The following is a 24,679-nucleotide window of genomic DNA, read 5'->3' on the forward strand; positions in this document are numbered from 1 at the left end:
GCCTATCCGACGGCCCGCGCCACCAGATGCGCCAGGGCGTCGTCGGCGTCCGGCGGTAGGCCGTCGACCGGCCACCAGCGCAGCGCAAGCGACTCGTCGCTGATCCCGATCTGTGCGTTCGTGGGCGCGTGCGCCACGAATTGCAGGTCCAGGTGCCGGGTCGGCACACCCAGTGAGCAGGTCACCGGATGCACGTGCACGGCCGCCAGCGCCGGATCCAGTCGCAGGCCGGTGATGCCGGATTCCTCGGTGGCCTCGCGCAGCGCGGCTGCGCGGATGTCGGCGTCGGTGTCCTCGCAATGACCTCCGAGCTGCAGCCAGCGGCCCACCCGCGGGTGCAGCGTGAGTAACGCGTGCTCACCGGTGTGGTCGAGCACCAGGGTGGAAGCGGTGATGTGGCCGGGAACGCATTCGCGCCGGCACGCGTCGGGGCGGGCCGCCAGAAACGCCAGCACCGCATGCCGGAGCGAATCTTGCGCGGAATCTGGTGCGGTCCAACCACTCAGTGCCGCTACAGCGGACTCGTGCAGACTCATCGCCGCACCAGCAGGTCGCCGATGTCGGCCGGTTCGCGGGGTTCGGGCGGCTCGGTGGGGTAGCCGATCGCGATGGCGCCCAGGGGTTCCCAGTCGGGCGGCAGATCCAGTTCGGTGCGGACCAACTCGGGGGTGAAGATGGTCGAACCGATCCAGCAGCTGCCTACGCCACGGACCGCCAGCGCCACCAACAGGCCTTGGACGGCAGCACCGACGGCGACCGTGAACATGGTGTGCTCGGCGGCGGTGCGGGCGGCGTCCGGATAGTGGTGGGCGCCGTCGGGCACCATCATCGGGATGACGACTTCGGGTGCGTCATAAAGGATCTGGCCACGCGAGACCCGGGCGTCAATGGACTCAGGCGATCTGCCGTCGCCGGCCAAGTCGGATCGCCACTGCTGTGCCATGGCATCGAGCAGCCGAGTGCGCACGCTCGGAGTCTGCAGCCACACGAACCGGACCGGGCGGGTGTGATGCGGTGCCGGGGCGGTCAGGGCCTCGGCCATGGCATCAGTGATCAGTTGCGCCGGAACGGGTTCCCCGGCGAACCGGCGCACGGAGCGGCGCAGCAGCTGAGCCTGCCCGCGTCCCGCCTCGATGGCCTCGGCGGTCCCGAGCCAGAACAGGTCCTCGGAGCCGGAACGCACCAGTGCTGCTGCGGTGGAACCGTTGTCGGGGCTGCTGACGCCACGCACCACCGCCACCGGAATATCGGTGAGCTTGCCCTTCACCAGGTCGGCAGCCGCGGCGAGTTCGTCAGCGACGGCGACTTCGGTGACCACCAATTCGTTGCCGTGTCGGTCGACTGACCCGGCGTAGCCGTTGAGCACCGACAAGCCCGACGCGCCGATCGCGACGTCGATCTGGCCGTTGCGCCAGGCCCGGCCCATGGTGTCGGTGATCAGCACCGCCACGCTGACGCCCAGACGCTCGGCCAGTCCGGCGCGCAACGCGGCGGCGCTGCCGTCGGGATCGACCGGCAACAGCGCGAGTTCGTCGGAGCCGACGTTGGAGCCGTCCACACCGGCGGCCGCCTGCACCAGTCCCAGGCGGTTCTCGGTGATCCAGGTGCGGCCCTTGCGGGCCAGTACGCGTACCGCCTCGGCCTCGACCAGTTGGCGGCGCAGCGCATCACGCGCCTCGGCGTCGTGCGGCGCCGGCACGATGCGGCCCTCGCACTTGGACACCACCTTGCTGGTGACGACCACGATGTCGCCGTCGGCCAGCCACGGTGCGGCCTGGGCCAGCATGGAAGCGAGATCGTCGCCGGGCCGGAACTCGCCCAATCCGGTCACCGGCAGGATCTCGACCTTGGCGGCGCTGCCGTGCTCGCCCTGCCCCTTTATGGTGACACCCCCGCTAGCTCCAGTCCGGTGCGGACCATTTGGGCCGTGGCCGCCGGATCGGTCATCAACAGCGGGGCGGCGCGAACGGTGACGCCGGCGATGTCGGGTGTGTCGGGGGACTCGCCCTCGTGCACCAGCCAGTAGTCCAAGATCCCGGTGCCGCTGCGGGCGCCGTAGTGCTCGCCGACGGCTCGGGAGGTGGAGTCCAAGCCGATCACGCTCAGGCAGACATCGGCCATACCGCGCAACGGCTTTCCGGCGATGATCGGGGAGTAGCCGACGACCGGTGCCGCCGTGGAGCGCAGGGCCGCGCGGACACCCGGAACGGCCAGGATGGCGCCGATGCTGACCACCGGATTCGAGGGGGCCAGCAGCACGATGTCGGCGCCGGCGATGGCGTCGACGACTTCGGTTGTGGCGGTGGCCTTCTCTGCGCCCACGAAGCCGAACCCGTGGGTGGGAACTTGGGCACGGTAGCGCACCCACCACTCCTGGAAGTGGATCGCGCGCTGGGTGTTGTCGGCCGGATCGGTGATGACGACGTGGGTTTCGCAACTGTCGTTGGTGACCGGCAGCAGTCGCGCGCCGGGCTGCCAGCGCTCGCACAGCGCCGAAGTCACCTCGGTCAGCGGGTAACCGGCGCGCAGCGACTGGGTGCGGACCAGGTGGGTGGCCAGGTCGCGGTCGCCGAGACCGAACCAGTCGGGCTGCATTCCGTAGCGGCCCAACTCCTCCATGGCATGCCAGGTTTCGTCGCGATGCCCCCAGCCGCGTTCGGCATCCACGCCGCCGCCCAGGGTGTACATGCAGGTGTCCAGATCGGGGCAGATGCGCACACCGTGCATCCAGGCATCGTCGCCGACGTTGACGATCGCGGTCAGCTCGTGCGCCTCGGCCCCGTTGTCAGCCGGGGATTCGGCGAATTGGCCCAGACCCAGTAGTTTCTGGACGCCGAGCAGGAATCGGGCGCCGCCGACCCCTCCGACGAGAACGGTGACCTTCACAGCGCACGACAGTACCTTTGGCGCCGCTGCCGCCGGTGTGGCGGACCGCCGTCGTCGCTGCATCGGGGGCACGGTAAGACACGCCGAGACGCGGGTGTGGGGTAGATGACAGGGACTCGCCGGTCTCGGACACGTTGGAAATCGATCACGAGATGGTAAGGAATTTGGCCAATCAGCTTGACCGGGCTGATCAACCCGTGTCTAATCACACTAGTGTCATTTCCCGGTTGGCCAGCCGATTTCGGTGCCGCAGACCGAGATTCGATCACATGTTCGAATCGAGATGGTCCAAATCTTGGATTCGGCCGACATATCAGGATCGCGCTACAGGTGAGGAGGCGGAGCATGTCCTATGAGCACCTTTGGGGCGTGATGGGAGGAGCATCGCACGCCGGTGCCGAAATGGCTGAAATGGCTGGGCCGAGCGGGCTGGAGGCGATGCCCAGTCGACCACATCTGAGTCTGGTTCCCGAGCCGGAGGACTACGACGAGTTCGACCCGTTCGACCCCGCGACGGCCACCAATGAGCAGTGGCAGGACCGCGCCCTGTGCTCGCAGACCGACCCCGAGGCGTTCTTTCCGGAGAAGGGCGGTTCGACTCGCGAGGCCAAGAAGATCTGCCAGCGATGCTCGGTTCGCAGCGAGTGCCTGGAGTACGCCTTGGCGCACGACGAGCGTTTCGGTATCTGGGGCGGGCTTTCCGAGCGTGAGCGCCGCCGCCTCAAGCGCGGCATCATCTGATTCCCGCTCTGCGACGCGTGTGACCGATCGGTCCTAGTCGTCGATCGTCGGGTCGATGACGGTGGGCTCGACATCCAAATAGGTGGCGACTTGGGCCACCAAGATCTCGTGCAATAAATCACCGAGCTCTGTGCTGTCGTTTGCGCGTTGCTCGATCGGCTTGCGGAACAGCAAGATTCGGGCGCGTGTCGGATTTCCCCGCACATCCACCCCGGCGGGAATCAAACGGGCCAGCGGAATTGGCCCGTCCGCGACCACTTCTGGGGGCCACTGCACACTGTCGGGGTCCTTGGCGGCGATCCGCGGGATCTCATCGACCGCGACATCGAGCGCCGTCAGCCGTTGCTTCCACCGTTGCTCGATGGGCTCGTAGGCCTCCAGCACCGCCATGTCGAACCGTTCGGCGCGGGTGCGCCAGCCTGGAACGGTGGGCGGCAACAGCGGCCCGCGGGTTTCGCGGCCGCGCCAGCGGCGACGCGTGGCGATCACGCAGAAGATGGTAACGGTTGTGCATAGGGTGCCGGCGCCTTGCGCGTGTCCGGCGCCGCGGGGGCGCGCGGCCACGATAGCCTCACGGGCGTGAACGTTCCCCGCCGTTGCTGCCGGCCAGGGTGTCCGCACTATGCGGTGGCGACGCTGACGTTCGTCTACTCGGACTCCACCGCCGTGGTCGGCCCGCTGGCGACTGCCGCTGAACCGCATTCCTGGGACTTGTGCTTCAGTCACGCAGGCCGGATCACCGCCCCGCGCGGTTGGGAACTGGTCCGCCACCCCGGCCCGTGGGTATCGCCTGAAGAGGATGATCTGATCGCGCTTGCCGAGGCGGTTCGCGAGCGCGAATCCGGGCGGGCGGCCCCGGCAAACGGGTGGTACCCCCAGGCCAATCCGATCGACTCCCCGACCCGCGGAGCGCCCACCGCCGGACCTGGTGGTGGTGTGCTGGCACCGCCCGGTGCGCCGGGCAAGACCAATGGCCGGCGCCGTGGCCACCTGCGTGTGTTGCCAGACCCTTCGGACTGATCGCGGGTTCCGGGCTAGGCTTGAGCGTCAAGAGTCCACTGCGTCAGGAGCCCTGTCCATGTCTCGGCCCGCTGCGGCTGTCCACCGTGTGATCAAGGCGTACGACGTACGCGGCCTGGTCGGTTCGGAGATCGATGAATCCCTCGTCACTGAGGTCGGGTCCTCGTTTGCCCGGCTGATGGCCGAGGAAGGCGCCCGCCAGGTGGTGATCGGCCACGACATGCGGGACAGTTCGCCACTGCTGTCTGCGGCGTTCGCCGAAGGCGTGATCGCCCGCGGCCTGGATGTGGTCCGGATCGGGCTGGCGTCGACCGACCAGCTCTATTTCGCCTCCGGGGCGCTGGACTGCCCGGGTGCGATGTTCACCGCCAGCCACAACCCGGCGGCCTACAACGGCATCAAGCTCTGCCGGGCCGGTGCCAAGCCGGTGGGCGCTGACAGCGGCCTGGGCCGGATCCGCGATGAGCTGATCGCCGGCGTCGATTCGGCTGGCGACGGCCAAGAATCGCGCGGCAGCATCACCGACCGTGACGTGCTCGCCGACTATGCGGCATTCCTGCACTCGCTGGTCGACATCTCCGGCCTGCGGCCGCTGCGTGTGGCCGTCGACGCCGGCAACGGGATGGCCGGCCACACCGCCCCGGCGGTGTTCGGCTCGGTCGGGGGTATCACACTGCTGCCGCTGTACTTCGAGTTGGACGGCAACTTTCCCAACCACGAGGCCAACCCGCTGGATCCGGCCAACCTCGTTGATCTGCAGACGTTCGTGCGCGAGAGCGGCGCCGACATCGGACTGGCCTTCGACGGCGACGCCGACCGGTGCTTCGTGGTCGACGAGCGCGGCGAGCCGGTGTCGCCGTCGGCGGTGACCGGCCTGGTCGCGGCCCGTGAATTGGCCCGCGAGCCCGGTGCGACGGTGATCCACAACCTGATCACCTCGCATGCCGTGCCCGAACTGGTCAGCGAGCGCGGCGGCACCCCGCTGCGGTCGCGGGTCGGACACTCCTACATCAAGGCGCTGATGGCCGAGACCGGGGCCATCTTCGGCGGGGAGCACTCGGCGCACTACTACTTCCGGGAATTCTGGGGCGCCGACTCGGGCATGCTGGCGGCCCTGCACGTACTGGCCGCGCTCGGCGAACAGCAGCGGCCGTTGTCGGAGCTGACCGCCGACTACCAGCGCTACGCGGCGTCCGGCGAGATCAACTTCACCGTCTCCGATGCGCAGGACTGCGTGGACGCGGTGGTCGGGTCGTTCGGTGACCAGGTGTCGTCGGTGGACCACCTCGACGGCGTGACCGTCGAGCTGGGTTCGGGCAGCTGGTTCAACCTGCGCAGCTCCAACACCGAGCCGCTGCTGCGGCTCAACGTCGAGGCGCCCGACGCCGCCGCGGTGGACGCGGTGGTGGCCCAAGTCTCCGAACAGATCACCGCTGCGGAGAAGTCGCGTCCGTGACCGCGTTCTCCGGCTCCTTCTCCACCGTCGACCTCGATGACACCGAGGCTCTGCTGGCGGCTGACCGTGACGGCGCACTGTGGGCCGCATCGATGGCCGGCGCACAGGTGCGCGCTACCGCCGCGACGGTCGATGAGGGTGCCCTGGATGCCGTGCGCAGCGAGAGCCGTGACTACCCGCCGCGGACGATCATCTGGCTGTCCACCCGCGGCACCGCGGCCACGGCAGGGAGCCTGCTGGCCGCTACCCGCGGCGAGTCGGCGCGGGCACCGCTGGTGCTGGCCGCCGAGGCCCCGTCCTGGATCGGATCGCTGGACGTCCTGATCGTTGCCGGCGACGATCCGGGCGATCCCGCGCTGGTCGCCGCGGCCGCGGCCGGGGTACGTCGCGGCGCGCGAGTCGTGGTGGTCGCGCCCTACGAAGGGCCGCTGCGCGACGCCACCGCCGGCCGGGTCGCCGTGCTGGAACCGCGGATCGCCGTCTCGGCGGAGTTCGGTCTGCCGCGCTACCTGGCCGCCGGGCTGGCCATCATGGATGCCCTGGAGGGTGCGGCCGCACCGACCGACTTGGCCGTGCTGGCCGACGAGCTCGACGCCGAGGCGCTGCGCAACAGTGCCGCGCGTGAGCTGTTCACCAACCCGGCGAAGATGCTGGCGGACCGCATCGTGGGCCGCGAGGTCGCGTTGGCCGGCGACTGCGCGGCGACCCTGGCGCTGGCTCGGCACGGCAGCGCGGCGATGCTGCGGATCGGTCGGACCACGGTAGCGGCGGCCGGGCTGGCCGACGCGGTGAGCGTGCTGCGGGCGCAGGCCGCCGGTGGCCGCGACGTCTCCGACATCTTTCACGACGAGCAGATCGACGGACCGGCCGCCGGACGGCTGCGAGTACTGGCCCTGACGTTGGCCGCCGAACGCACCGTGGTGGCGGCCCGAATCAACGGCCTGCACGACGTCGATCTGATCGCAGCCGGGGATGTGCCGGTGGCACCGGGTGCCTCGGCGGAAGCCGCGAGCCTGACTGTGCCGGCGGGGGAGCTGTCGCCGAGCGGTCCGGGCCGGGCCGAACAGCAGCTTGCGGTGCTGGCCGTGCGGTTGGAGATGGCCGCCGCCTACGTGAGACTTTTGCGGGGTTGACGGGAACAGTGGAACAGCTACGCGGTGCGATACGGACCTACGCCTGGGGCTCGAGGACTGCTATCGCCGAGTTCACCGGTCGGCCCGTTCCGGCGGCGCATCCCGAAGCCGAGCTTTGGCTGGGGGCACACCCGGGGGACCCGGCCTGCCTGGAGACCGACACCGGCGAGGTGTCGTTGCTCAACGTCCTGACTCACGACCCGGAGGGCCAGCTGGGCCCGGTGGCTCAGGCGCGCTTCGGTGACCGGCTGCCGTTTCTGGTCAAGGTGCTGGCCGCCGACGAGCCGCTGTCGCTGCAGGCCCACCCCAGTGCCATGCAGGCGATCGAGGGCTACGAGCGTGAGGAGCGGCTCGGGGTCCCGGTGTCCTCGCCGATCCGCAACTACCGCGACACCAGTCACAAACCCGAACTTCTGGTGGCGCTGCAGCCGTTCGAGGCGCTGGCAGGATTCCGGCCGGTGGCGCGCACCATCGAGCTGCTGAGGGCGCTGGCGGTATCCGACCTGGACCCGTTCATCGACCTGCTCGGCGGCCAGACCGACAACGGTCAATCCGATGTGCAGTCCGACGCCGACGGACTGCGGGCGCTGTTCACCACGTGGATCACCGCGCCCCAACCTGATCTGGACGTGTTGGTGCCCGCGGTGCTGGAAGGGGCCATCCAGTACCTCAGTTCTGAGGCCGGCGAGTTCTCTGCCGAGGCCAAGACGGTGCTCGAACTGGGGGAGCGGTATCCCGGGGATGCCGGTGTCCTGGCTTCGCTGCTGCTCAACCGGATCAGCCTGGCGCCGGGAGAGGCCATCTTCGTCTCGGCCGGAAACCTGCACACCTACCTGCATGGCGTGGGTCTGGAGGTGATGGCCAACTCCGACAACGTGCTGCGTGGCGGACTGACCCCCAAACACGTCGACGTCCCCGAGCTGCTGCGGGTGCTGGATTTCACCCCCACCACGGAGGAGGCGCTGCGACCGGCCACCCATACCGAGGGACTCGAGCTGGTCTACCGCACACCCGCCGAGGAATTCGCGGTGTCGCGACTGACGCTCGACGGCAGCCACCTCGGTCACGAGGTGGACGCGCCCGCGCGCCACGACGGTCCGCAGATTCTGCTGTGCACCGAGGGCGTGATCACCGTGCACGCCAAGTCCAAGACGCTGACGTTGCACCGCGGCGAGTCGGCCTGGGTGCCCTGCGACGACGGGCCGATCCGGTTGCTCGCCCAAAAACCGGCCGCCCTGTTCCGGGCGACGATAGGCCTCTAGAGTGTCGTCCTCGGGCAGCACCAAGGCCATCATCGCGGCCTTGACGGCCAACGGCGGCATCGCGGTGGCGAAGTTCGCCGGTTACCTGATCACCGGTAGCGCCGCCATGCTCGCCGAGGCAGTGCACTCGGTGGTCGACACCTCCAACCAGGCGCTGCTGCTGTTCGGGCAGCGCGCCGCCGCCAAGGCACCCGACGCGCTGCATCCCTTCGGGCACGGACGCAGCCGCTACTTCTGGTCGTTCGTCGTGGCACTGGTGCTGTTCAGCCTGGGCTCGATGTTCGCGCTCTACGAGGGCTACGAGAAGGTGCGTCACCCGGTCGAGCTGAGCTCGCCGGTGGTGGCGATCGCAATCCTGCTGGTGGCTATCGGCTTGGAGACCTACAGTTTTCGCACCGCGCTGCGCGAGTCGCGCCCGCTCAAAGGTGAGGCTAGCTGGTGGCGCTTCTTGCGTACCTCCCGCAACCCGGAGCTTCCGGTGGTCCTGCTCGAGGACACCGCGGCGCTGATCGGTCTGGCACTGGCGCTGATCGGCGTCGGACTGAGCACGGTCACCGGAAATCCGGTGTGGGACGGTGTCGCAACGCTGGGCATCAGTGCGCTGCTGGGGGTGGTCGCCGTATTCCTGATGGTGGAGATGCACAGCCTGCTGATCGGCGAGGGCGCCACCGCCGCCGAGGATCAGGCCATTCGCGCGGCGCTGGAGGGCACCGAGAACGTCACCCGGCTGATCCACATCCGCACCCAGTACCTGGGCCCGGAAGAGATGCTGGTGGGGGCCAAGATCGCAGTGGTTCGCAGCCTCGATTTGGCCGGCGTCGCGGCCACCATCGACGCCGCCGAAGCCAATATCCGTGCGGCTGTACCCGCGGCGCTGGTCATCTATCTCGAGCCGGACCTGGACCGCACGCCTGTGCCACACTCGGTGGACCAGAAAGGTTGATCGCTTTGTCCAAACTTTCCTTTCCACAGCTGGTGGCCGCCTGCCAGGCCGGCGGCGGCAGCACGCTGACGGTGTCCACCGAGCTGGCGCCGGCCGGGGGACCACACGCCGCGATCAGCCCGGCGCCCCGTGCCGGGCGCTCAGCGTCGGCGGTCGAGACCCGACTGATCGACGGGGAACCGACGGCCACTGTGCTCATCGATGACAACCAGAGCCAGGTCCAGCGCGTCGAAGCCGCGATCCTGCAAGGCATCCACGCCCAGCATCCGCTGCTGAGCCGGGTGCCGCGAATGGAGGTCTCCTACGAGGGCGGCCGGGTGGTCTACACCGATCTCGAACTGCCGCAACGCATTTTCGACGGGCACTTTCTCACCGGCTCCATCGACGGCAAGCCCGCGATCGCCCACCCCGCCTACCGCGTGGCCCGCGAGAGCACACCGGACAACGCTCGCGCGCTGCTGGAACTGAGCCCCGGCAGTCTGATCTTCGGTGCGATCGACGCCGCTTTGGGCACCGGTCAAAGCCGTTTCCGCGGAGTGCTGTCCGGTGAGATCATCGGCGTGCTCGTCGAAGGTGTATCGGCGGATTCCCGTGCGGTGCCCGACAGCGGAGTGTGCTGCAGTCGGATTATTCGCACCCAGGTGCTCAGCTTCGCCGCGCTGCGTCAGCTGCGTTTCGACTGCGGTCCGGCCGGCGACGAGGCGGGCCGTGTCCTGCTGGCCGCCTACGCGCTGGCCGGGTTGGCGCGTTCGAACGCCGAACTGAGCATCCGGGCCAACTGTGACCTGGTGGAAACCGGCCCCACCACGCTCAAACTCGATGCCCGCGATGGGGACTTCGTGGAGTTGGCCGCGCTGTCGATCGCCGAGGCCGACGAACTGCTGGAGCGGGCTCTGGTGGAGGCCTACCGGGAGGCCGACATCAGCTGGCGGGGCCAGGTGCTGCGTGTCACCGGTAACTCCGCGGCCTACACCGCCGCCCAGAACGGCGGAGCGTCGCAGGACACGCCGGTCGTGCATGCGCCTCGGCGGTTTCGGTTGCCGCACTTCCTCGGAAGCCGGCTGACCACGCCGAACTGAGTCACCGCGATTCGGCGACCGATTCCCAGAAGGATGTGAGCGCGGCCGCGCCACGCACCGGATCGTCGGTCATCCACCAGTGGCCAAGCCCGTCGAGCACTTCGGTGCGGGCACCCGCCTGGTGCGCTGCGCGTCGCCGGATCTCCTCGGATCCCACGTAGGGGTCGTCGGTGGCCAGCAGGGACAGGCCCGGCCGGGCACGCGCGCGCTCCAGCCCTCCGCCGGTTTGCGCCATCGCGCCGGGGCCTTCCACCGAGCGATACAGCAGTAGGGTTGCCCGGCCCATCTCCGGACCCTGTGCCTGCGCCATGGATCTGGCGATGTCTGGCGGCAGCGTGGCCGACCACAGCGCGGTCCGGTCTTCCACTGTCCCGCCGAGCATGTTCGCGACCAGCCGCTCACCCTTTCCCGGGGTCCGCCAGATCTGGGCGGTCTCGGGCCAGGCATAGTCCGGATCGAACACACCGATGATGTCGGTGGTCCAACTACGCACCAGGTCGGGGCGGTGCATGGCCAGATTGACGACGTGGACGCCACCCCAGTCGTGTCCGACGAGGTCGATCGGCTCGCCGGGACCGCCGAGGGCTTCGAGCTCACGTTCGAGCCAGTCGCGGTAGGCGACGTAGGTTGCGGAGAAGTGTTGCGGCAGTGGGGCGCCGAAGCCCGGTGGTGACAACCGCACGACATCTCGACGGCCCAGGGCATCGACCAGTGGGTCCCAGATCGCATCCGATTCCGGGTTGCCGTGCACCAGCACTACCGACATGAGCGCGTTCAGCCAGGTAGCTCGATGGCGGCGAAATTCACCGTCGCGGTGGCGGCCAGCTGATCATCGTCGCCTCGGTAGATGTCGACTTGGGCCACCACCGAACGCCGGCCGGTACGCAGGATGGACGCGACGGCCCGCGCCGGTCCGGCCTTGATCGGCCGCAGGTAGCGGATGAACAGGTCCGTCGTGGCGATGCCGTTGCCGAACTGGGTGCTGCGCGCCGCGAGCTGTCCGGCCGCCACGTCGGCCATGGTGGCGATCAATCCGCCCTGCAGCCCGCCGGCGGTGTTGACCACACGCTCGTCGACCGGCATCTGCAGCGTCAGGGTGCCGTCGGCCGACGGCACCTCCCGCAGACCGAGTTGGTCGAACAACTCCCGGATCGATTGCGGCGCGGTCACAGGGTCGGCTCGCGCGCCTCGTCCCAGGCCTGGAGCAGCGTGCACAGAATCTCTTCGGCGCGGCCCAGTCCGGCCAGATGGCTTTCCCCGGGAATCGGGTAGAGCCGGGCGTCGGGAAGCAGCGCCACCGCATGTTTGCCGTGGGAGAACGGGACGATGTGGTCGGCGTCGCCGTGCCACCAGTGCACCGGCACCTTGATGTCGGCGAGCCGGAAGCCCCAGGGCCGGGCGAACAGGATCGCGTCCGCGATCGGCGCGGCGAGCTGCTTGCGGGAGCCGTTGAGCAGGTCGTCGAGGAACATGGCCTTGAACTCCGGGCGAGACAGCATCTCGCGGTCGCCCTCCGGGGAGATCCGCGCGTAGAGTTCCAGCGCCGGCGAGGCCACCGGCCGGACCATCCGAATCAGGCCGGCGGCCAGCAAGCTGATCGGTCGCCCGGCGTGGTCCAGCACCGGCTCGGCGAGCCGGGCCAGCCGCATCAGGTTGCTGTCGATGGCTTCGGGGCCCACCGCTGGGGCGACACCGCCCAGCACGCCGGCCGCGACCACCCGCTTGGGCATGGCCGCGGCGCACGCCAGCGTGTAGGGACCGCCGCCGGACAGCCCGATGACCGCCATCTTGTCGATCCCGAGCGTGTCGGCGACGGTGCGCAGGTCGTCGGCGAACTGGGAAACCGTCTCGTACTGGAATGGGGTCGAGGAACCGATGCCGGGCCGGTCCACCCCGATCAGGCGGATGTTGGCTTCGGCGGCATACAGCCGGGCTTCGACCGGAATCTGCCGGCGGGCGCCGGGTGTGCCATGCAACCAGAACATCGCCCGGCCCTGCGGGGCACCGAATTCGGCGAAGCCGAGCTGACGGTCCTCGCCGACGGCGATGTTCCCCTCGATCTGAGGACGGGCGATGTCATAAGCCATGCTCGGAGTCTGGCATGTGCCCAGCAGCCGCGTCACCCCCGGTCGCAGGCTCGGTGATCGGCATCGACATTTCGGTGGGCTGTGCGCGGCCGCGCAAGGTCGCCGATCCGTAGCGCGCCCAGCGCGCCCGCTCGTCGTGGTCGGCGCGTTCCAGCGCGGTCGCCGAACACAACACCCGGGCCGTGACGGCCTTGGCGCGGTCGGCCAGCCGCGCGGCCTCGTTGACGGCGTCGCCGACCACCGTGTACTCGTAGCGGTTTTCGCTGCCGATGTTGCCGGCGAACACCGGGCCAGCCGAGACCCCAATCCCGAAGTCCACCAATGGCAGCCGGCGAAGTCGGGCGATCAGGCTGCGAGCGGTGGCCAACGCCGCCGCAGCAGCGTCCTGGGAAGGGACGGGAGCGCCGAACACCGCCAGCGCCGCATCGCCTTGAAATTTGTTGATCGAACCGCGCTGCGCGTCGACCGCGTCCACCACGATGCGGAAGAAGTCGTTGAGCACCCCGGCGACCTCGTCGGGCGGATGGGTGGCCGCCAGTTCGGTGGAGCCCACCAGATCGATGAACAGGATCGCCGCCTCTTGAACCGAGCCGGCGAGCGCGAGGTCCTGTTCGACGGCCAGTCGGGCGACATCGGAGCCGACGTGGCGGCCGAACAGGTCCTGGAGCCGGTCGCGTTCGGCCAGACCGGCCACCATGCGATTGAACCCGGTTTGCAGCCGCCCGATCTCGGACTGTTCGTAGACCCCGACGGATGTGGTCATCTCGCCGCGCTCGATCCGGGCCATCGCGTTGACGACTTCGCCGACCGGGTCGGAGATCGACCGGGACACCAGGATCATGGCGCGCACCCCGAGCAGCACCGCCACCACGCACAGCACCAGGACCGGGATCTCCACCGACGAGTCCGGGTCGATGATCCAGCCCATCTGCCGGCAGACGATGAGCGCGATGATGGCAGCCGACGGCATCGCGCAGGTGATGAACCACATGGTCACCAGCCGGGCCAAGACGCCGGGGGCGGTGGCACGGACGTCGGACCCCTGCCAGGCCGCGGCCACGATCGGCCGGAAGGTGCGTTGGGTGAACAGCATGCTGGTGCTCAGCGACGCGGTGCCCCCGAACACGATGATGGTGCTGAGCAACACGATCAGTCCCATGTTGTGGGATTGGATCGCGGCCATGCCGATCGCCCCGCCGACCAGCCAGGTTCCGAGCACGATCACCGACTGCCGGCGCAGGATGTTGACGGCCGCGCGGCGTTGCCCCGGGTCGGGTGGCGCTCCGGTGGTGTACCAGCGCACGGACGGCGCGATGCTGGCGCTGCCCGCGGCGACGACGGACAGCGTGCCCAGCGTGACCAGTACCGCCACCAGCACCAGGTTTCGCGCCGACAGCAGGGTGGAGTCGGTCAGGGGCGTTTCGCCGTTGAGTGACACCACCACCGCGATCGCCTCGGCACTGGTCAACAGGTGGGCGAAGGCCAGCCCGGTCGCGTAGTCGCGGACCCGGACGGCGGTACGCGGCCGCGCGCCTGCGCCCGAACCTGCAGTCGTCATCGCGGTCGTGCCCATCCCTGAGTGCGTTGTGCACCCAAGTTATACGGATTCCGCGGCCACGGCGCGGCATGCTATTTGTACAAATCGGTATCAAATGTCTAGACGGATGACTTATGTCCATGTAATGTCCAGTCGGACAGTGGCCGAACTCACAAGGAGAGCGTGGATGGGCACCCAGACCGCAGCGGTGTGGCGGGACAAAAAGCGATACCTGTGGTTGATGGGCCTGATCGCCCCCACGGTGATGTTCACGATGCTGCCGTTGGTCTGGGCGATGAACCGGGTCGGCTGGCACCTGGCCGCGCAGTTGCCGTTCTGGATCGGGCCCATCCTGGTTTACGTTCTGCTGCCGGCGCTGGACCTGCGGTTCGGCGCCGACGGGCAGAACCCGCCCGACGAAGTGATGGAGCAGTTGGAGAATGACCGGTACTACCGCTACTGCACCTACGCCTACATTCCGTGCCAGTACGCCAGCCTTGTCCTGGGCGCCTACCTGTTCACCGCCACCGATCTGAACTGGCTGGGAGTCGAGGGGTCTCTCAGCTGGTTCGCCAAGATCGGGCTGGCACTGTCGGTTGGCACCCTGGGCGGGGTCGGCATCAACACCGCGCATGAGCTCGGGCACAAGAAGGACCGGCTCGAACGCTGGCTTTCCAAGATCACCTTGGCCCAAGTCTGTTACGGGCACTTCTACATCGAGCACAACCGCGGCCACCACGTCCGGGTTGCCACCCCCGAGGACCCGGCGTCGGGCCGGTTCGGCGAGACCTTCTGGGAGTTCCTGCCGCGCACCGTCTTCGGCGGTCTTCGCTCGGCCTGGCAGCTGGAGGCCGCCCGGTTACGCCGGTTGGGCACGGGACCGTGGCGGTTGTCCAACGACGTGCTCAATGCCTGGCTGATGTCGGTGGTGCTCTGGGGAGTGTTGATCGCGGTGTTCGGCCCGGCGCTTATCCCGTTCGTCGTCATTCAGGCCGTCTACGGCTTCTCGCTGCTGGAGTCGGTGAACTACATCGAGCACTACGGTCTGCTGCGGCAGACCCGCGCGAACGGCCGCTACGAGCGGTGCACTCCCGAGCACAGTTGGAACTCCGACCATCTGGTGACCAACCTGTTCCTCTACCACCTGCAGCGGCACAGCGACCACCACGCCAATCCCACCCGGCGCTACCAGACGCTGCGCAGCATGGCCGGGGCGCCGAACCTGCCCAGCGGCTACGCGTCGCTGATCGGGCTCACCTACTTCCCCCCGCTGTGGCGCAGGCTGATGGACCACCGGGTGCTGGCGCATTACGGCGGCGACATCACCCGGGTCAACATCTCGCCGCGCCGGCGGGCGAAGATCCTGGCCCGGTATGGGGCGGCCGAAGCGGCGGCGGCGGCATGAGCGCCTACGAACTGTTCGCTGCCCACCGGGCGGTTTCGCATGCGGCATCCGCCGCGCCGGAGCAGAACGCAGAGATGAGGAGTGGCGGTGTGGCACACGCTAACGTCGCGTTGGTGAAGCGCATCCCCTACGCCGAGGCATCCCGGGCGCTGCTACGTGACTCGGTGCTCGATGCGATGCGCGAACTGCTGACCCGCCGGGACTGGTCATCGATCACGCTGGCCGCGGTGGCCGCGGCGGCGGGCGTCAGCCGGCAGACCATCTACAACGAGTTCGGTTCGCGCCAGGGATTGGCGCAGGGCTATGCGATCAGGCTGGCCGACCGCCTGGTCGACGCCGTGGAACGAGCGATGTCCGACAACGTCGGCGATATCCACGCCGCGCTGTTGGAGGGGTTCCGGTCCTTCTTCTCCGAGTCGGCCGCCGACCCGCTGGTGATCTCGCTGCTGACCGGCGCCGCCAAGCCGGATCTGCTGCAGATCATCACCATCGACAGCGGCCCCATCATCACCCGCTGCTCGGCGCGGCTGACCACGTCGTTCATGCACAGCTGGGTCAAGGTCAGCGAGGACGACGCCGGAATCCTGGCTCGGGCCGTCGTGCGGCTGGCCATCAGCTATGTCTCGATGCCCCCGGAAGCCGATCACGATGTGGCCGCCGACCTGGCCCGACTATTCACACCCGCGGTCGAGACCTACGGTGTGACCGAGACCGATTGACCCGGCCGAGCAGACTTCGGCCTGCGCCGGTAGCTTGTAGCGGAGCCAATTCACCGAACCTAACGGGGGCGTACTGATGAGTTTGACCGCGGACAGCCGCAACGGCATCGACTACAAGGTCGCTGACCTGTCGCTGGCCGAGTTCGGCCGCAAGGAGATCCGGCTGGCCGAGCACGAGATGCCGGGCCTGATGGCATTGCGTCACGAGTACCACGGGGTCAACCCGCTCAAGGGTGCCCGCATCACCGGTTCGCTGCACATGACGATCCAGACCGCGGTGCTCATCGAGACCCTGGTCGACCTCGGTGCCGAAGTTCGCTGGGCGTCCTGCAACATCTTCTCCACCCAGGACCACGCTGCCGCCGCGGTCGTCGTCGGGCCGCACGGCACCGTCGAGGAGCCCAAGGGCACCCCGGTCTTCGCCTGGAAGGGCGAGACCCTCGAGGAGTACTGGTGGTGCGCTGAGCAGGCCCTGACCTGGGACGGCGAGCCGGCCAACATGATCCTCGACGACGGCGGCGACGCCACCATGATGGTGCTGCGCGGCGCCCAGTACGAGAAGGCCGGCGTGGTTCCGCCTGCCGAGGACGGCGACTCGCACGAGTGGAAGGTCTTCCTGGCCACGCTGCGCGACCGCTTCGAGACCGACAAGACCAAATGGACCAAGATCGCCGAGTCGGTCAAGGGTGTCACCGAGGAGACCACCACCGGTGTGCTGCGGCTCTACCAGCTGGCCGCCGCTGGTGAGCTGGTGTTCCCGGCGATCAACGTCAACGACTCGGTCACCAAGTCCAAGTTCGACAACAAGTACGGCTGCCGGCACTCCCTGATCGACGGCATCAACCGTGGCACCGACGCCCTGATCGGCGGCAAGAAGGCGCTGGTCTGCGGCTACGGCGACGTCGGCAAGGGCAGCGCGGAGTCCCTCAAGGGCCAGGGCGCACGGGTGACCGTCACCGAGATCGACCCGATCAACGCGCTGCAGGCGCTGATGGAGGGCTACGACGTCCAGACCGTCGAGCAGGCCATCGGCGACGCCGACATCGTGATCACCACGACCGGCAACAAGGACATCATCACCCTGGAGCACATGAAGGCGATGAAGAACCAGGCCATCCTGGGCAACATCGGCCACTTCGACAACGAGATCGACATGGCCGCCCTGGAGACCTCCGGCGCGGTGCGCGACAACGTCAAGCCGCAGGTCGACGTCTGGACCTTCCCCGACACCGGCAAGTCGATCATCGTGCTGTCCGAGGGCCGGCTGCTCAACCTGGGCAACGCCACCGGCCACCCGTCGTTCGTGATGAGCAACAGCTTCTCCAACCAGGTGATCGCTCAGATCGAGCTGTGGACCAAGGGCGATGAGTACGACAACGAGGTCTACCGGCTACCCAAGCACCTGGACGAGAAGGTGGCCCGCATCCACGTCGAGGCTCTGGGCGGCACGCTGACCAAGCTGACCAAGGACCAGGCCGAGTACATCGGCGTCGATGTGGAAGGCCCGTACAAGCCGGACCACTACCGGTACTGATTTTCTCCGCGAACCGACGCAAGAGCCCCCATTCCGGCCTGGAATTGGGGGCTTTTGCGTCTGCTCGGCAGGGGGCTGACTAGGCTTCCCGCCGTGCTGATCGCGATCGAAGGCGTTGACGGCGCCGGCAAGAACACGCTGGCCCAAGGGTTGCGCACCGCCTTCGAGGGCGCCGGCCAGTCGGTGGCCACGTTGGCGTTCCCGCGCTACGGCGTCTCGGTGACCGCCGATGTGGCCGCCGAGGCATTGCACGGGCAGCACGGCGATCTAGCCGACTCGGTGTATGCGATGGCGATGTTGTTCGCGCTGGACCGCGCCGGCGCCAAAGGCGAGATCGACGCGCTGTGCCGGGGAAACGACGTGGTGATCTTGGACCGGTACGTCGCCTCCAGCGCGGCCTACAGCGCCGCCCGGCTGCATCAGGGCGCCGACGGCGAGATGGTGGACTGGGTGCGCCGGCTGGAATTCGAGCGGCTCGCGCTGCCCGCGCCGGACTGGCAGGTACTGCTCGACGTGCCCACCGAACTCGCCGCGCAGCGGGCCCGGCACCGTGAGGAGCACGACGCCGCACGCACCCGCGACAGCTACGAGCGCGACGACGGTCTGCAGCGCCGCACCGGCGCGGTGTATCGCGGGTTGGCCCAAGCCGGGTTCGCTGGACGCTGGCAGATAGTCGGCCCGACGGTCGATGCGGCCGCTCTGGCGGCCGAGATGCGCGGGTAACTCCGCGAAACGCGCGTGTGATAGCCACGTTTTATCTCGATCTGGTGACACCATGTACGCCATGAGGCAAAGGATTCTTGTCGTCGACGACGACGCGTCGCTGGCCGAGATGCTCACCATCGTGTTGCGTGGGGAGGGTTTCGACACCGCGGTCGTCGGTGACGGCACCCAGGCGCTCACCGCGGTGCACGAGCTGCGGCCCGACCTGGTGCTGCTGGACCTGATGCTGCCCGGCATGAACGGCATCGACGTCTGTCGGGTGCTGCGCAAAGACTCCGGTGTCCCGATCGTGATGCTCACCGCCAAGACCGACACCGTCGACGTGGTGCTCGGGCTGGAGTCGGGCGCCGACGACTACATCATGAAGCCGTTCAAGCCCAAGGAGCTGGTGGCCCGGGTGCGGGCCCGGCTGCGCCGCAACGACGACGAGCCGGCTGAGATGCTCTCGATCGCCGATATCGACATCGACGTGCCGGCGCACAAGGTGAGCCGGGCCGGTGAGCAGATCTCGCTGACCCCGCTGGAGTTCGACCTGCTGGTGGCGCTGGCACGCAAACCGCGGCAGGTGTTTACTCGTGAGGTGCTTCTCGAACAGGTCTGGGGATATCGTCATCCTGCGGACACCCGGCTGGTGAACGTGCACGTCCAGCGCCTGCGGGCCAAGGTGGAGCAAGACCCGGAGAACCCGACTGTGGTGCTGACCGTCCGAGGAGTGGGTTACAAGGCCGGACCCCCGTGATCCCCACCGGGGAGCGGCGCACGTGATCTTCGCGTCTTCGACGATGCCGAGCGCCAGCGAGGCTGAGGAGAAGCGCCAATGATCTTCAGCTCCAGACGGCGCCCCCGGCGGTCGGGTCCACTGCTGCTCGGTGTGAACACACTGCGCCGCGCGGTGCAGGTCGCCTGGCGTCGTTCGCTGCAACTGCGGGTTGTGGTGCTGACGCTGGGCATGTCGGCTGTGGTCATCCTGGGTCTCGGTTTCGTGTTGACCAGCCAGATCACCGACCGGGTGCTGGACGTCAAGGTTCGGGCGGCCACCGAGCAGATCGTGCGGGCGCGGGTCACTGCCGGTGGCATCGTCGGCGGTGAGGAGGCCCGCTCGCTGACATCGAGTCTGCAGCTGGCTCGCAACACGCTGATGTCCAAGACCGACCCGGCTGCCGGCAGCGGCACGGCAGGCGCGTTCGACGCGGTCCTGGTGGTCCCCGGCGAAGGGCCGCGCGCGGCGACCGCCGCCGGGCCGGTGGATCAGGTTCCGGCAGCGCTGCGGGAATTCGTCAAGGCCGGTCAGGTCAGCTACCAGTACGCGACCGTGCACGTCGAAGGCTTTTCCGGGCCGGCGCTGGTGATCGGGACGCCGACGACGTCGCGCATCACCAACCTGGAGCTCTACCTCATCTATCCGCTGGGCACCGAACGCAACACGATCAGCATGGTGCGCGGGACGATCGCCACCGGTGGCCTGGTGCTGCTGGTGCTGCTGGCGGGTATCGCCTTGCTGGTGTCGCGGCAGGTGGTGCTGCCGGTGCGGTCGGCTTCGCGGATCGCCGAACGGTTCGCCGAAGGCCACCTGTCCGAACGGATGCCGGTGCGCGGTGAAGACGACATGGCCCGCCTGGCGGTGTCCTTCAATGACATGGCCGAGACCCTGTCGCGCGAGATCACCCAGCTCGAGGAGTTCGGCAACCTGCAGCGCCGGTTCACCTCCGACGTCAGCCACGAACTGCGTACCCCGCTGACCACCGTGCGGATGGCCGCCGACCTGATCCACGACCACAGCGAAGACCTCGAGCCCTCGCTGCGGCGCTCGACCGAACTGCTGGTCAGTGAGCTGGACCGGTTCGAGTCTCTGCTCAACGATCTGCTGGAGATCTCCCGTCACGACGCCGGTGTGGCCGAGTTGTCCGTGGAGTCGGTGGACCTGCGCTCCACCGTCAACAGTGCCCTGGAGAACGTGGGGCACCTGGCGGCCGGGGCCGGTGTCCAGCTCAAGGTGGACATGCCCGGCAATCAGGTGATCGCCGAGGTCGATCCGCGCCGGGTGGAACGCATCCTGCGCAACCTGATCGCCAACGCCATCGACCACGCCGAGCACAAGCCGGTGGTGATTCGGATGGCCGCCGATGAAGACACGGTGGCGGTCACGGTGCGTGACCACGGCGTGGGGTTGCGCCCGGGCGAGGAGAAGCTGGTGTTCAGCCGGTTCTGGCGTGCCGACCCATCCCGGGTGCGGCGCTCCGGCGGAACCGGGCTGGGCCTGGCGATCAGTGTGGAGGACGCCCGGCTGCACCAGGGCCGGCTGGAGGCCTGGGGCGAGCCGGGCAAGGGGGCCTGCTTCCGGCTCACCCTGCCGTTGGTGCGCGGACACAAGGTCACCACCAGCCCGCTGCCGATGAAGCCGGTGAGCGCCGCCGAGCGTCGGGAACGTCGTCAGCGGGCCCGCGAGCACGCCGAGAGGATCGGATGATGCCGCGCAACAGGATCGCGACGCGGATGCTGGTCGTGGCAGCGTTGGTGGGCGCGCTGGCCGGGTGCGCCGGGGTGCCCAGCACGTCGGCGCCGCAGGCGATCGGCACGGTGGAGTCGCCGCCGCCGTCGGTGCTGCCCAAGCCCACCCCGGGGATGGATCCCGATGTGCTGCTGCGGGAATTCCTCAAGGCGACCGCCGATCCGGCTAACCGGCACCGCGCGGCGCGGCAGTTCCTCACCCAGGAGGCCTCTGACTCCTGGGACGACGCCGGTAGCGCGTTGCTGATCGACAACGTGGTTTTCGTCGAGACGCGCAGCGCCGGCCGGGTCGCGGTCACAATGCGCGCCGACATGCTGGGGTCGCTCTCGGACATGGGGGTGTTCGAGACCGCCGAGGGCGCCCTGCCGGCCCCGGAGCCGATCGAACTGCTCAAGACCTCCGACGGTTGGCGCATCGATCGGCTGCCCAACGGGGTGTTCCTGGACTGGCAGCAGTTCCAGGCGACCTACAAGCGCAACACGCTCTACTTCGTCGACCCGACCGGCAAGACAGTGGTGCCCGATCCCCGCTACGTGGCGGTGTCCGATCCCGACCAGTTGGCGACCGAACTGGTGTCCAAGCTGATTGCCGGCCCCCGCCCCGAGATGGCCGGGGTGCGCAATCTGCTGTCGCCTCCCGTGCGACTGCGCGGGCCGGTGACCCGCGCCGACGGCGGCAAGAGCGGGGTCGGCCGCGGCTACGGCGGCGCGAAGATCGACCTGGACAGTTTGGCGGCCACCGACCCCAACACCAGGAAACTGCTTGCCGCGCAACTCATCTGGACGCTGGCCCGCGCTGATATCAAAGGCCCCTACGTGATTGACGCCGACGGCGCGGCGCTCGACGACAGGTTCCCCGACGGGTGGACCACCTCGGATGTGGCCACCACCGACCCGGGCGCCTCCGATGGCGCCGGTGCGGGCATACACGCGCTGGTGGGTGGATCGCTGCTGGTACTGGACGGCCAGCAGGCCAACCGGGTGCCCGGGGCGTTCGGCCGGGAGCCCGATCAGGAATCGTGCGCGCTGTCGCGCAATGGCCGCCAGGTGGCCTCGGTGGTGGTGCACCCCGGTGACCCGGAGGCCACCCTGTGGATCGGTGACCTCGGCGGCGAGGCGGTGCAGGCGGCTGAGGGGCACACCCTGTCGCGGCCCAGCTGGTCGCTGGACGAGGCCGTGTGGGTGGTGGTCGACGGCAACAATGTGCTGCGGGCCATCCAAGAAGTCGCAACGGGCCGCCCGGCCCGGATCCCGGTGGATTCCGGGGCGGTCTCCGCGCGGTTCCCCGGACCGATCAGCGAGCTGCAACTGTCCCGTGACGGCACCCGGGCTGCCATGGTGATCGGTGGACAGGTGATCCTGGCCGGTATCGAGCAGATGCCCGGCGGCCAGTTCGTGCTGCACTACCCGCGCCGGCTGGGCTTCGGGCTGGGCTCCTCGGCGGTGTCGCTGAGCTGGCGCACCGGCGACGACATCGTGGTGAGCCGGTCCGATCCCAAACATCCGGTGTCCTACGTCAACATCGACGGGGTCAACTCCGATGCACCCAACGGCAATCTGCAGCTGCCGGTGTCGACGATCGTCGCCGACCCGTCCACGGTCTATGTGGCCGATCCGCGGGGTGTGCTCGCGCTGTCGTCCGCGGCGGCCGAGGACGAGCAGAGCTGGTCGCCGCTGGGGCCGTTCATGGTGAGCGGAGCGTTGCCGGTACTGCCGGGCTGAGCGTTGCCCCGCTGCGATCCCGACCAATCCTTTGTATGTGAAAAAGATGTGAAGACATCCGGGAACCATCCGGGTGGTGGCGCGCTGGAATTACCCGAATTGAGTGGGCTGTCCCGTGGTGTGGCCCAAGGCAGGTTGCCTCACATGCGATGCCAATGTCTACAACAGGGACCGGAACATTGCGAATTCTTGCCGGCGGTGGTGGCGCAGGAATTCATATAAAGGCTATTCAAAAACAATGTCTTGTAGAAATTGGACGCTCGTGACACGGTGGCGTCTCGGTGTCTATGTACTGGACAATTGCACGCTCCGCCGGTTGTCGTCGCGAAGTCTTCGAGGCCCGGGATGTTCAGAAAAGCGCGGGAATCCACGGAATTGACAATCCGCTCGTCCGGTCATAAGCGATACCCGCGATGTAAAGCGATTTTACATTGCTACCCCATGAATATAACAGACCTATAACGTAATAATAACGATAGAATCACGAAGCCGAATGCGAGGTTAACCTAAGAATCGCCTGTGCCATACGCTGCCGACAATCGTGTCGCCCGGTCATCCGGGGCCGACCCAACGTCAGGAGCGGCTCATGCAAAGACTTCTTCGTCCGTACTTCACCAGCGGCGTCGTCCTCGTCGGTGCCAGCCTCATCGCCGTCGCGCCCGTCGAGCCGATACCGAGTGCCATGCCGGCACGCGCGGTCGCACTGGCCGGCAGCCCCACCGACATCGCCGGCGCCTACCAGGACCTCTATGCCAACACCCTCGCCAACCTGCAGGCCATGGACCAACTCTGGCTCGCGCAGCCGTTCCCCGTGCTGCAACAGATCGTCGCCAACTGGACCGGCTACTTCGAGCTGATCAGCGCCGACCCGGCGTCGATAGGCACCGTCCTAGGAGACATCTCCAACAACGTGCAGCAGGTGGGTGCCCTGCTCGCGAACCTGTTGCCGGCCATCGGCGCCCAGGTCTTCCCCCTCCCGGCGCCGATCTCGGTCGACCTCTCGGCGCCGCTGGCCGCCCTGCTCGCCGCGGTGGGTCCGCTGGTCACCACCGCCAACGAGTTCGGCGAGATCATCGAAGCGATCCAATCAGCCGCGGATCCCGCCGCCGTGCTCACCGCACTAATGACGGCCCCCGCCCAGCTCCTGAACGCCTACCTCAACGGCGCCGACAACCTCGATCTGCTGGGGGTGAGCATCCCCGCCTTCAACGGACTGCTGGTTCCCGGACAGATCCTCGACACCGCGGTGCCCCTCGGCGAACTGCTGGCAGAACTGGACGGACTGCTCGGCGGACTGGGCGATCTGCTCAACGGGCTGGACGGCGAGGGTACCGACCTCGGCGGAGTGCTTGACCATGTGCTGACCACCCCGCTGCCCGGACTGCTGGGGGATCTGGGCTTGGGCACCCTCACGCTGGGCGGGCTGCTCGACGGCGTCGGAATGGGCGGTCTGGGGCTGGACCGGCTGCTGGCAACCATCGGGTTGGGTGAGGTCACATTGCCAAGTCTGCTGGGGAATCTGGGCTTGGGTGACCTGACGCTGGGCGGCCTGCTGGGCGGTGTCGGTTTGGGCGGCGTCACGCTGGGTGACCTGCTGGCGGATGTGGGACTGGGCGGGATGACGATGTCGGGTCTGCTCGGCGGCATTGGGATGGCCGACACCACACTCGCTGACCTGTTGAACGATGTCGGTGTCGGTGAGCTGCCACTGTCGGAGTTACTGGCCGACGTGGGGTTGGGCAGCTCCACGCTGCCCGACCTGATGGAAACGCTGGGGCTGGGTGACCTGACGCTGGTCGGTCTGCTGGCCGGGGTGGGGTTGGGCGACATCACGCTGCCCGCCCTGCTCGGGGGTGCGGGTTTGAGTGATCTGACGCTGMCCGGTCTGTTGGACGGGGTGGGGTTGGGYGACACGACGTTGGTC

The 24,679-nt window shown here is 68.2% G+C and carries 22 protein-coding genes and 1 pseudogene; 15 read left to right on the plus strand and 8 right to left on the minus strand.

Going from position 1 to position 24,679, the window contains the following annotated elements; all coding sequences use genetic code 11:
- Positions 1 to 2: 2 nt before the first annotated feature.
- Genes EJK91_RS01010 through cofD form a run of 3 tightly spaced genes read right to left on the minus strand, consistent with a single transcriptional unit; the run spans position 3 to position 2,886 of the window.
- A complete protein-coding gene (locus tag EJK91_RS01010) occupies positions 3 to 536 on the minus strand; it encodes an NUDIX hydrolase (RefSeq protein WP_046300615.1) in 534 nt (177 codons plus the stop codon).
- A complete protein-coding gene (locus tag EJK91_RS01015; RefSeq protein WP_125078044.1) occupies positions 533 to 1,882 on the minus strand; it encodes a coenzyme F420-0:L-glutamate ligase in 1,350 nt (449 codons plus the stop codon). Before EJK91_RS01015 ends, EJK91_RS01010 begins: the two co-directional genes overlap by 4 nt.
- On the minus strand, positions 1,879 to 2,886 hold the full coding sequence (cofD, locus tag EJK91_RS01020) for a 2-phospho-L-lactate transferase (RefSeq protein WP_046300614.1): 1,008 nt from the start codon (positions 2,884 to 2,886) through the stop codon (positions 1,879 to 1,881). The genes EJK91_RS01015 and cofD overlap by 4 nt, the downstream gene beginning before the upstream one ends.
- Positions 2,887 to 3,231: 345 nt before the next feature.
- On the opposite strand from cofD, the gene EJK91_RS01030 reads away from it, so the two are divergent.
- Complete coding sequence (locus EJK91_RS01030) at positions 3,232 to 3,627, plus strand: WhiB family transcriptional regulator (protein ID WP_024441454.1); 396 nt, start codon at positions 3,232 to 3,234, stop codon at positions 3,625 to 3,627.
- 33 nt (positions 3,628 to 3,660) lie between these two features.
- Here EJK91_RS01030 and EJK91_RS01035 read toward each other — a convergent pair whose 3' ends face one another.
- Entirely contained in the window at positions 3,661 to 4,113 is a 453-nt protein-coding gene (locus tag EJK91_RS01035; RefSeq protein ID WP_046285013.1) for a metallopeptidase family protein, read from the minus strand.
- A 93-nt stretch (positions 4,114 to 4,206) separates the two neighbouring features.
- On the opposite strand from EJK91_RS01035, the gene EJK91_RS01040 reads away from it, so the two are divergent.
- Genes EJK91_RS01040 through EJK91_RS01065 form a run of 6 tightly spaced genes read left to right on the plus strand, consistent with a single transcriptional unit; the run spans position 4,207 to position 10,520 of the window.
- Complete coding sequence (locus EJK91_RS01040) at positions 4,207 to 4,647, plus strand: DUF3499 domain-containing protein (protein WP_081654487.1); 441 nt, start codon at positions 4,207 to 4,209, stop codon at positions 4,645 to 4,647.
- A gap of 58 nt (positions 4,648 to 4,705) precedes the next feature.
- Positions 4,706 to 6,103 (plus strand): phosphomannomutase/phosphoglucomutase, encoded by a 1,398-nt coding sequence (locus EJK91_RS01045; RefSeq protein WP_046300613.1) that lies wholly within the window; start codon positions 4,706 to 4,708, stop codon positions 6,101 to 6,103.
- Positions 6,100 to 7,236 (plus strand): TobH protein, encoded by a 1,137-nt coding sequence (locus EJK91_RS01050; protein WP_125078018.1) that lies wholly within the window; start codon positions 6,100 to 6,102, stop codon positions 7,234 to 7,236. The genes EJK91_RS01045 and EJK91_RS01050 overlap by 4 nt, the downstream gene beginning before the upstream one ends.
- Before the next feature lie 8 nt (positions 7,237 to 7,244).
- Positions 7,245 to 8,498, plus strand: a complete 1,254-nt coding sequence (gene manA / locus EJK91_RS01055) for a mannose-6-phosphate isomerase, class I (protein WP_125078045.1) — start codon at positions 7,245 to 7,247, stop codon at positions 8,496 to 8,498.
- A gap of 1 nt (position 8,499) precedes the next feature.
- Positions 8,500 to 9,441: a cation diffusion facilitator family transporter gene (locus EJK91_RS01060; protein ID WP_046300611.1), complete on the plus strand. Its 942-nt coding sequence runs from the start codon at positions 8,500 to 8,502 to the stop codon at positions 9,439 to 9,441.
- Positions 9,442 to 9,446: 5 nt separating this feature from the next.
- Positions 9,447 to 10,520 (plus strand): type I-U CRISPR-associated protein Cas7, encoded by a 1,074-nt coding sequence (locus tag EJK91_RS01065; protein WP_024441447.1) that lies wholly within the window; start codon positions 9,447 to 9,449, stop codon positions 10,518 to 10,520.
- A gap of 1 nt (position 10,521) precedes the next feature.
- Here EJK91_RS01065 and EJK91_RS01070 read toward each other — a convergent pair whose 3' ends face one another.
- From EJK91_RS01070 to EJK91_RS01085, 4 genes are read right to left on the minus strand one after another with little or no spacing between them, the layout of a single operon-like run.
- A complete protein-coding gene (locus EJK91_RS01070) occupies positions 10,522 to 11,286 on the minus strand; it encodes an alpha/beta fold hydrolase (RefSeq protein WP_125078019.1) in 765 nt (254 codons plus the stop codon).
- Positions 11,287 to 11,294: 8 nt separating this feature from the next.
- Positions 11,295 to 11,690, minus strand: coding sequence for a PaaI family thioesterase (locus EJK91_RS01075; RefSeq protein ID WP_046300608.1), 396 nt, complete (start codon positions 11,688 to 11,690; stop codon positions 11,295 to 11,297).
- On the minus strand, positions 11,687 to 12,607 hold the full coding sequence (locus tag EJK91_RS01080) for an alpha/beta fold hydrolase (protein ID WP_125078020.1): 921 nt from the start codon (positions 12,605 to 12,607) through the stop codon (positions 11,687 to 11,689). Before EJK91_RS01080 ends, EJK91_RS01075 begins: the two co-directional genes overlap by 4 nt.
- The gene (locus EJK91_RS01085) at positions 12,597 to 14,165 is read right to left on the minus strand and encodes an adenylate/guanylate cyclase domain-containing protein (RefSeq protein WP_081654497.1); all 1,569 of its coding nucleotides are present in this window, start codon (positions 14,163 to 14,165) and stop codon (positions 12,597 to 12,599) included. The genes EJK91_RS01080 and EJK91_RS01085 overlap by 11 nt, the downstream gene beginning before the upstream one ends.
- A gap of 166 nt (positions 14,166 to 14,331) precedes the next feature.
- Between EJK91_RS01085 and EJK91_RS01090 the strand changes: the two genes are divergently transcribed.
- From EJK91_RS01090 to EJK91_RS01125, 8 genes and pseudogenes are all read left to right on the plus strand, one after another.
- Complete coding sequence (locus EJK91_RS01090) at positions 14,332 to 15,549, plus strand: alkane 1-monooxygenase (protein ID WP_125078021.1); 1,218 nt, start codon at positions 14,332 to 14,334, stop codon at positions 15,547 to 15,549.
- A 74-nt stretch (positions 15,550 to 15,623) separates the two neighbouring features.
- A complete protein-coding gene (gene alkX / locus EJK91_RS01095) occupies positions 15,624 to 16,268 on the plus strand; it encodes a TetR family transcriptional regulator AlkX (RefSeq protein ID WP_046301870.1) in 645 nt (214 codons plus the stop codon).
- A 76-nt stretch (positions 16,269 to 16,344) separates the two neighbouring features.
- Positions 16,345 to 17,802 carry an adenosylhomocysteinase gene (gene ahcY / locus EJK91_RS01100; RefSeq protein ID WP_036457496.1) on the plus strand — a complete coding sequence of 486 codons (1,458 nt, stop codon included), beginning with the start codon at positions 16,345 to 16,347 and terminating at the stop codon, positions 17,800 to 17,802.
- A 93-nt stretch (positions 17,803 to 17,895) separates the two neighbouring features.
- Positions 17,896 to 18,525, plus strand: coding sequence for a dTMP kinase (locus tag EJK91_RS01105; protein WP_046301868.1), 630 nt, complete (start codon positions 17,896 to 17,898; stop codon positions 18,523 to 18,525).
- A gap of 52 nt (positions 18,526 to 18,577) precedes the next feature.
- The gene (gene mtrA / locus EJK91_RS01110) at positions 18,578 to 19,264 is read left to right on the plus strand and encodes a two-component system response regulator MtrA (RefSeq protein WP_019737852.1); all 687 of its coding nucleotides are present in this window, start codon (positions 18,578 to 18,580) and stop codon (positions 19,262 to 19,264) included.
- A 78-nt stretch (positions 19,265 to 19,342) separates the two neighbouring features.
- Positions 19,343 to 20,992, plus strand: coding sequence for an MtrAB system histidine kinase MtrB (mtrB, locus tag EJK91_RS01115; protein WP_125078022.1), 1,650 nt, complete (start codon positions 19,343 to 19,345; stop codon positions 20,990 to 20,992).
- Between the two features lie 26 nt (positions 20,993 to 21,018).
- Positions 21,019 to 22,755 carry an MtrAB system accessory lipoprotein LpqB gene (gene lpqB / locus EJK91_RS01120; RefSeq protein ID WP_125078046.1) on the plus strand — a complete coding sequence of 579 codons (1,737 nt, stop codon included), beginning with the start codon at positions 21,019 to 21,021 and terminating at the stop codon, positions 22,753 to 22,755.
- A gap of 586 nt (positions 22,756 to 23,341) precedes the next feature.
- A pseudogene (locus tag EJK91_RS01125) lies at positions 23,342 to 24,679 on the plus strand (hypothetical protein); the annotation flags it as partial.

This window comes from Mycobacterium sp. P7213, from assembly GCF_900604305.1.
Taxonomy (GTDB): Bacteria; Actinomycetota; Actinomycetes; order Mycobacteriales; family Mycobacteriaceae; genus Mycobacterium.

Coding starts and splice junctions, on each gene's coding strand:
- EJK91_RS01010 (WP_046300615.1), bottom strand. CDS start 536: ATGAGTCTGCACGAGTCCGCTGTAGCGGCACTGAGTGGTTGGACCGCA.
- EJK91_RS01030 (WP_024441454.1), top strand. CDS start 3,232: ATGTCCTATGAGCACCTTTGGGGCGTGATGGGAGGAGCATCGCACGCC.
- EJK91_RS01045 (WP_046300613.1), top strand. CDS start 4,706: ATGTCTCGGCCCGCTGCGGCTGTCCACCGTGTGATCAAGGCGTACGAC.
- EJK91_RS01070 (WP_125078019.1), bottom strand. CDS start 11,286: ATGTCGGTAGTGCTGGTGCACGGCAACCCGGAATCGGATGCGATCTGG.
- EJK91_RS01080 (WP_125078020.1), bottom strand. CDS start 12,607: ATGGCTTATGACATCGCCCGTCCTCAGATCGAGGGGAACATCGCCGTC.
- EJK91_RS01085 (WP_081654497.1), bottom strand. CDS start 14,165: ATGACGACTGCAGGTTCGGGCGCAGGCGCGCGGCCGCGTACCGCCGTC.
- EJK91_RS01090 (WP_125078021.1), top strand. CDS start 14,332: ATGGGCACCCAGACCGCAGCGGTGTGGCGGGACAAAAAGCGATACCTG.
- alkX (WP_046301870.1), top strand. CDS start 15,624: ATGAGGAGTGGCGGTGTGGCACACGCTAACGTCGCGTTGGTGAAGCGC.
- ahcY (WP_036457496.1), top strand. CDS start 16,345: ATGAGTTTGACCGCGGACAGCCGCAACGGCATCGACTACAAGGTCGCT.
- mtrA (WP_019737852.1), top strand. CDS start 18,578: ATGTACGCCATGAGGCAAAGGATTCTTGTCGTCGACGACGACGCGTCG.
- mtrB (WP_125078022.1), top strand. CDS start 19,343: ATGATCTTCAGCTCCAGACGGCGCCCCCGGCGGTCGGGTCCACTGCTG.
- lpqB (WP_125078046.1), top strand. CDS start 21,019: ATGCTGGTCGTGGCAGCGTTGGTGGGCGCGCTGGCCGGGTGCGCCGGG.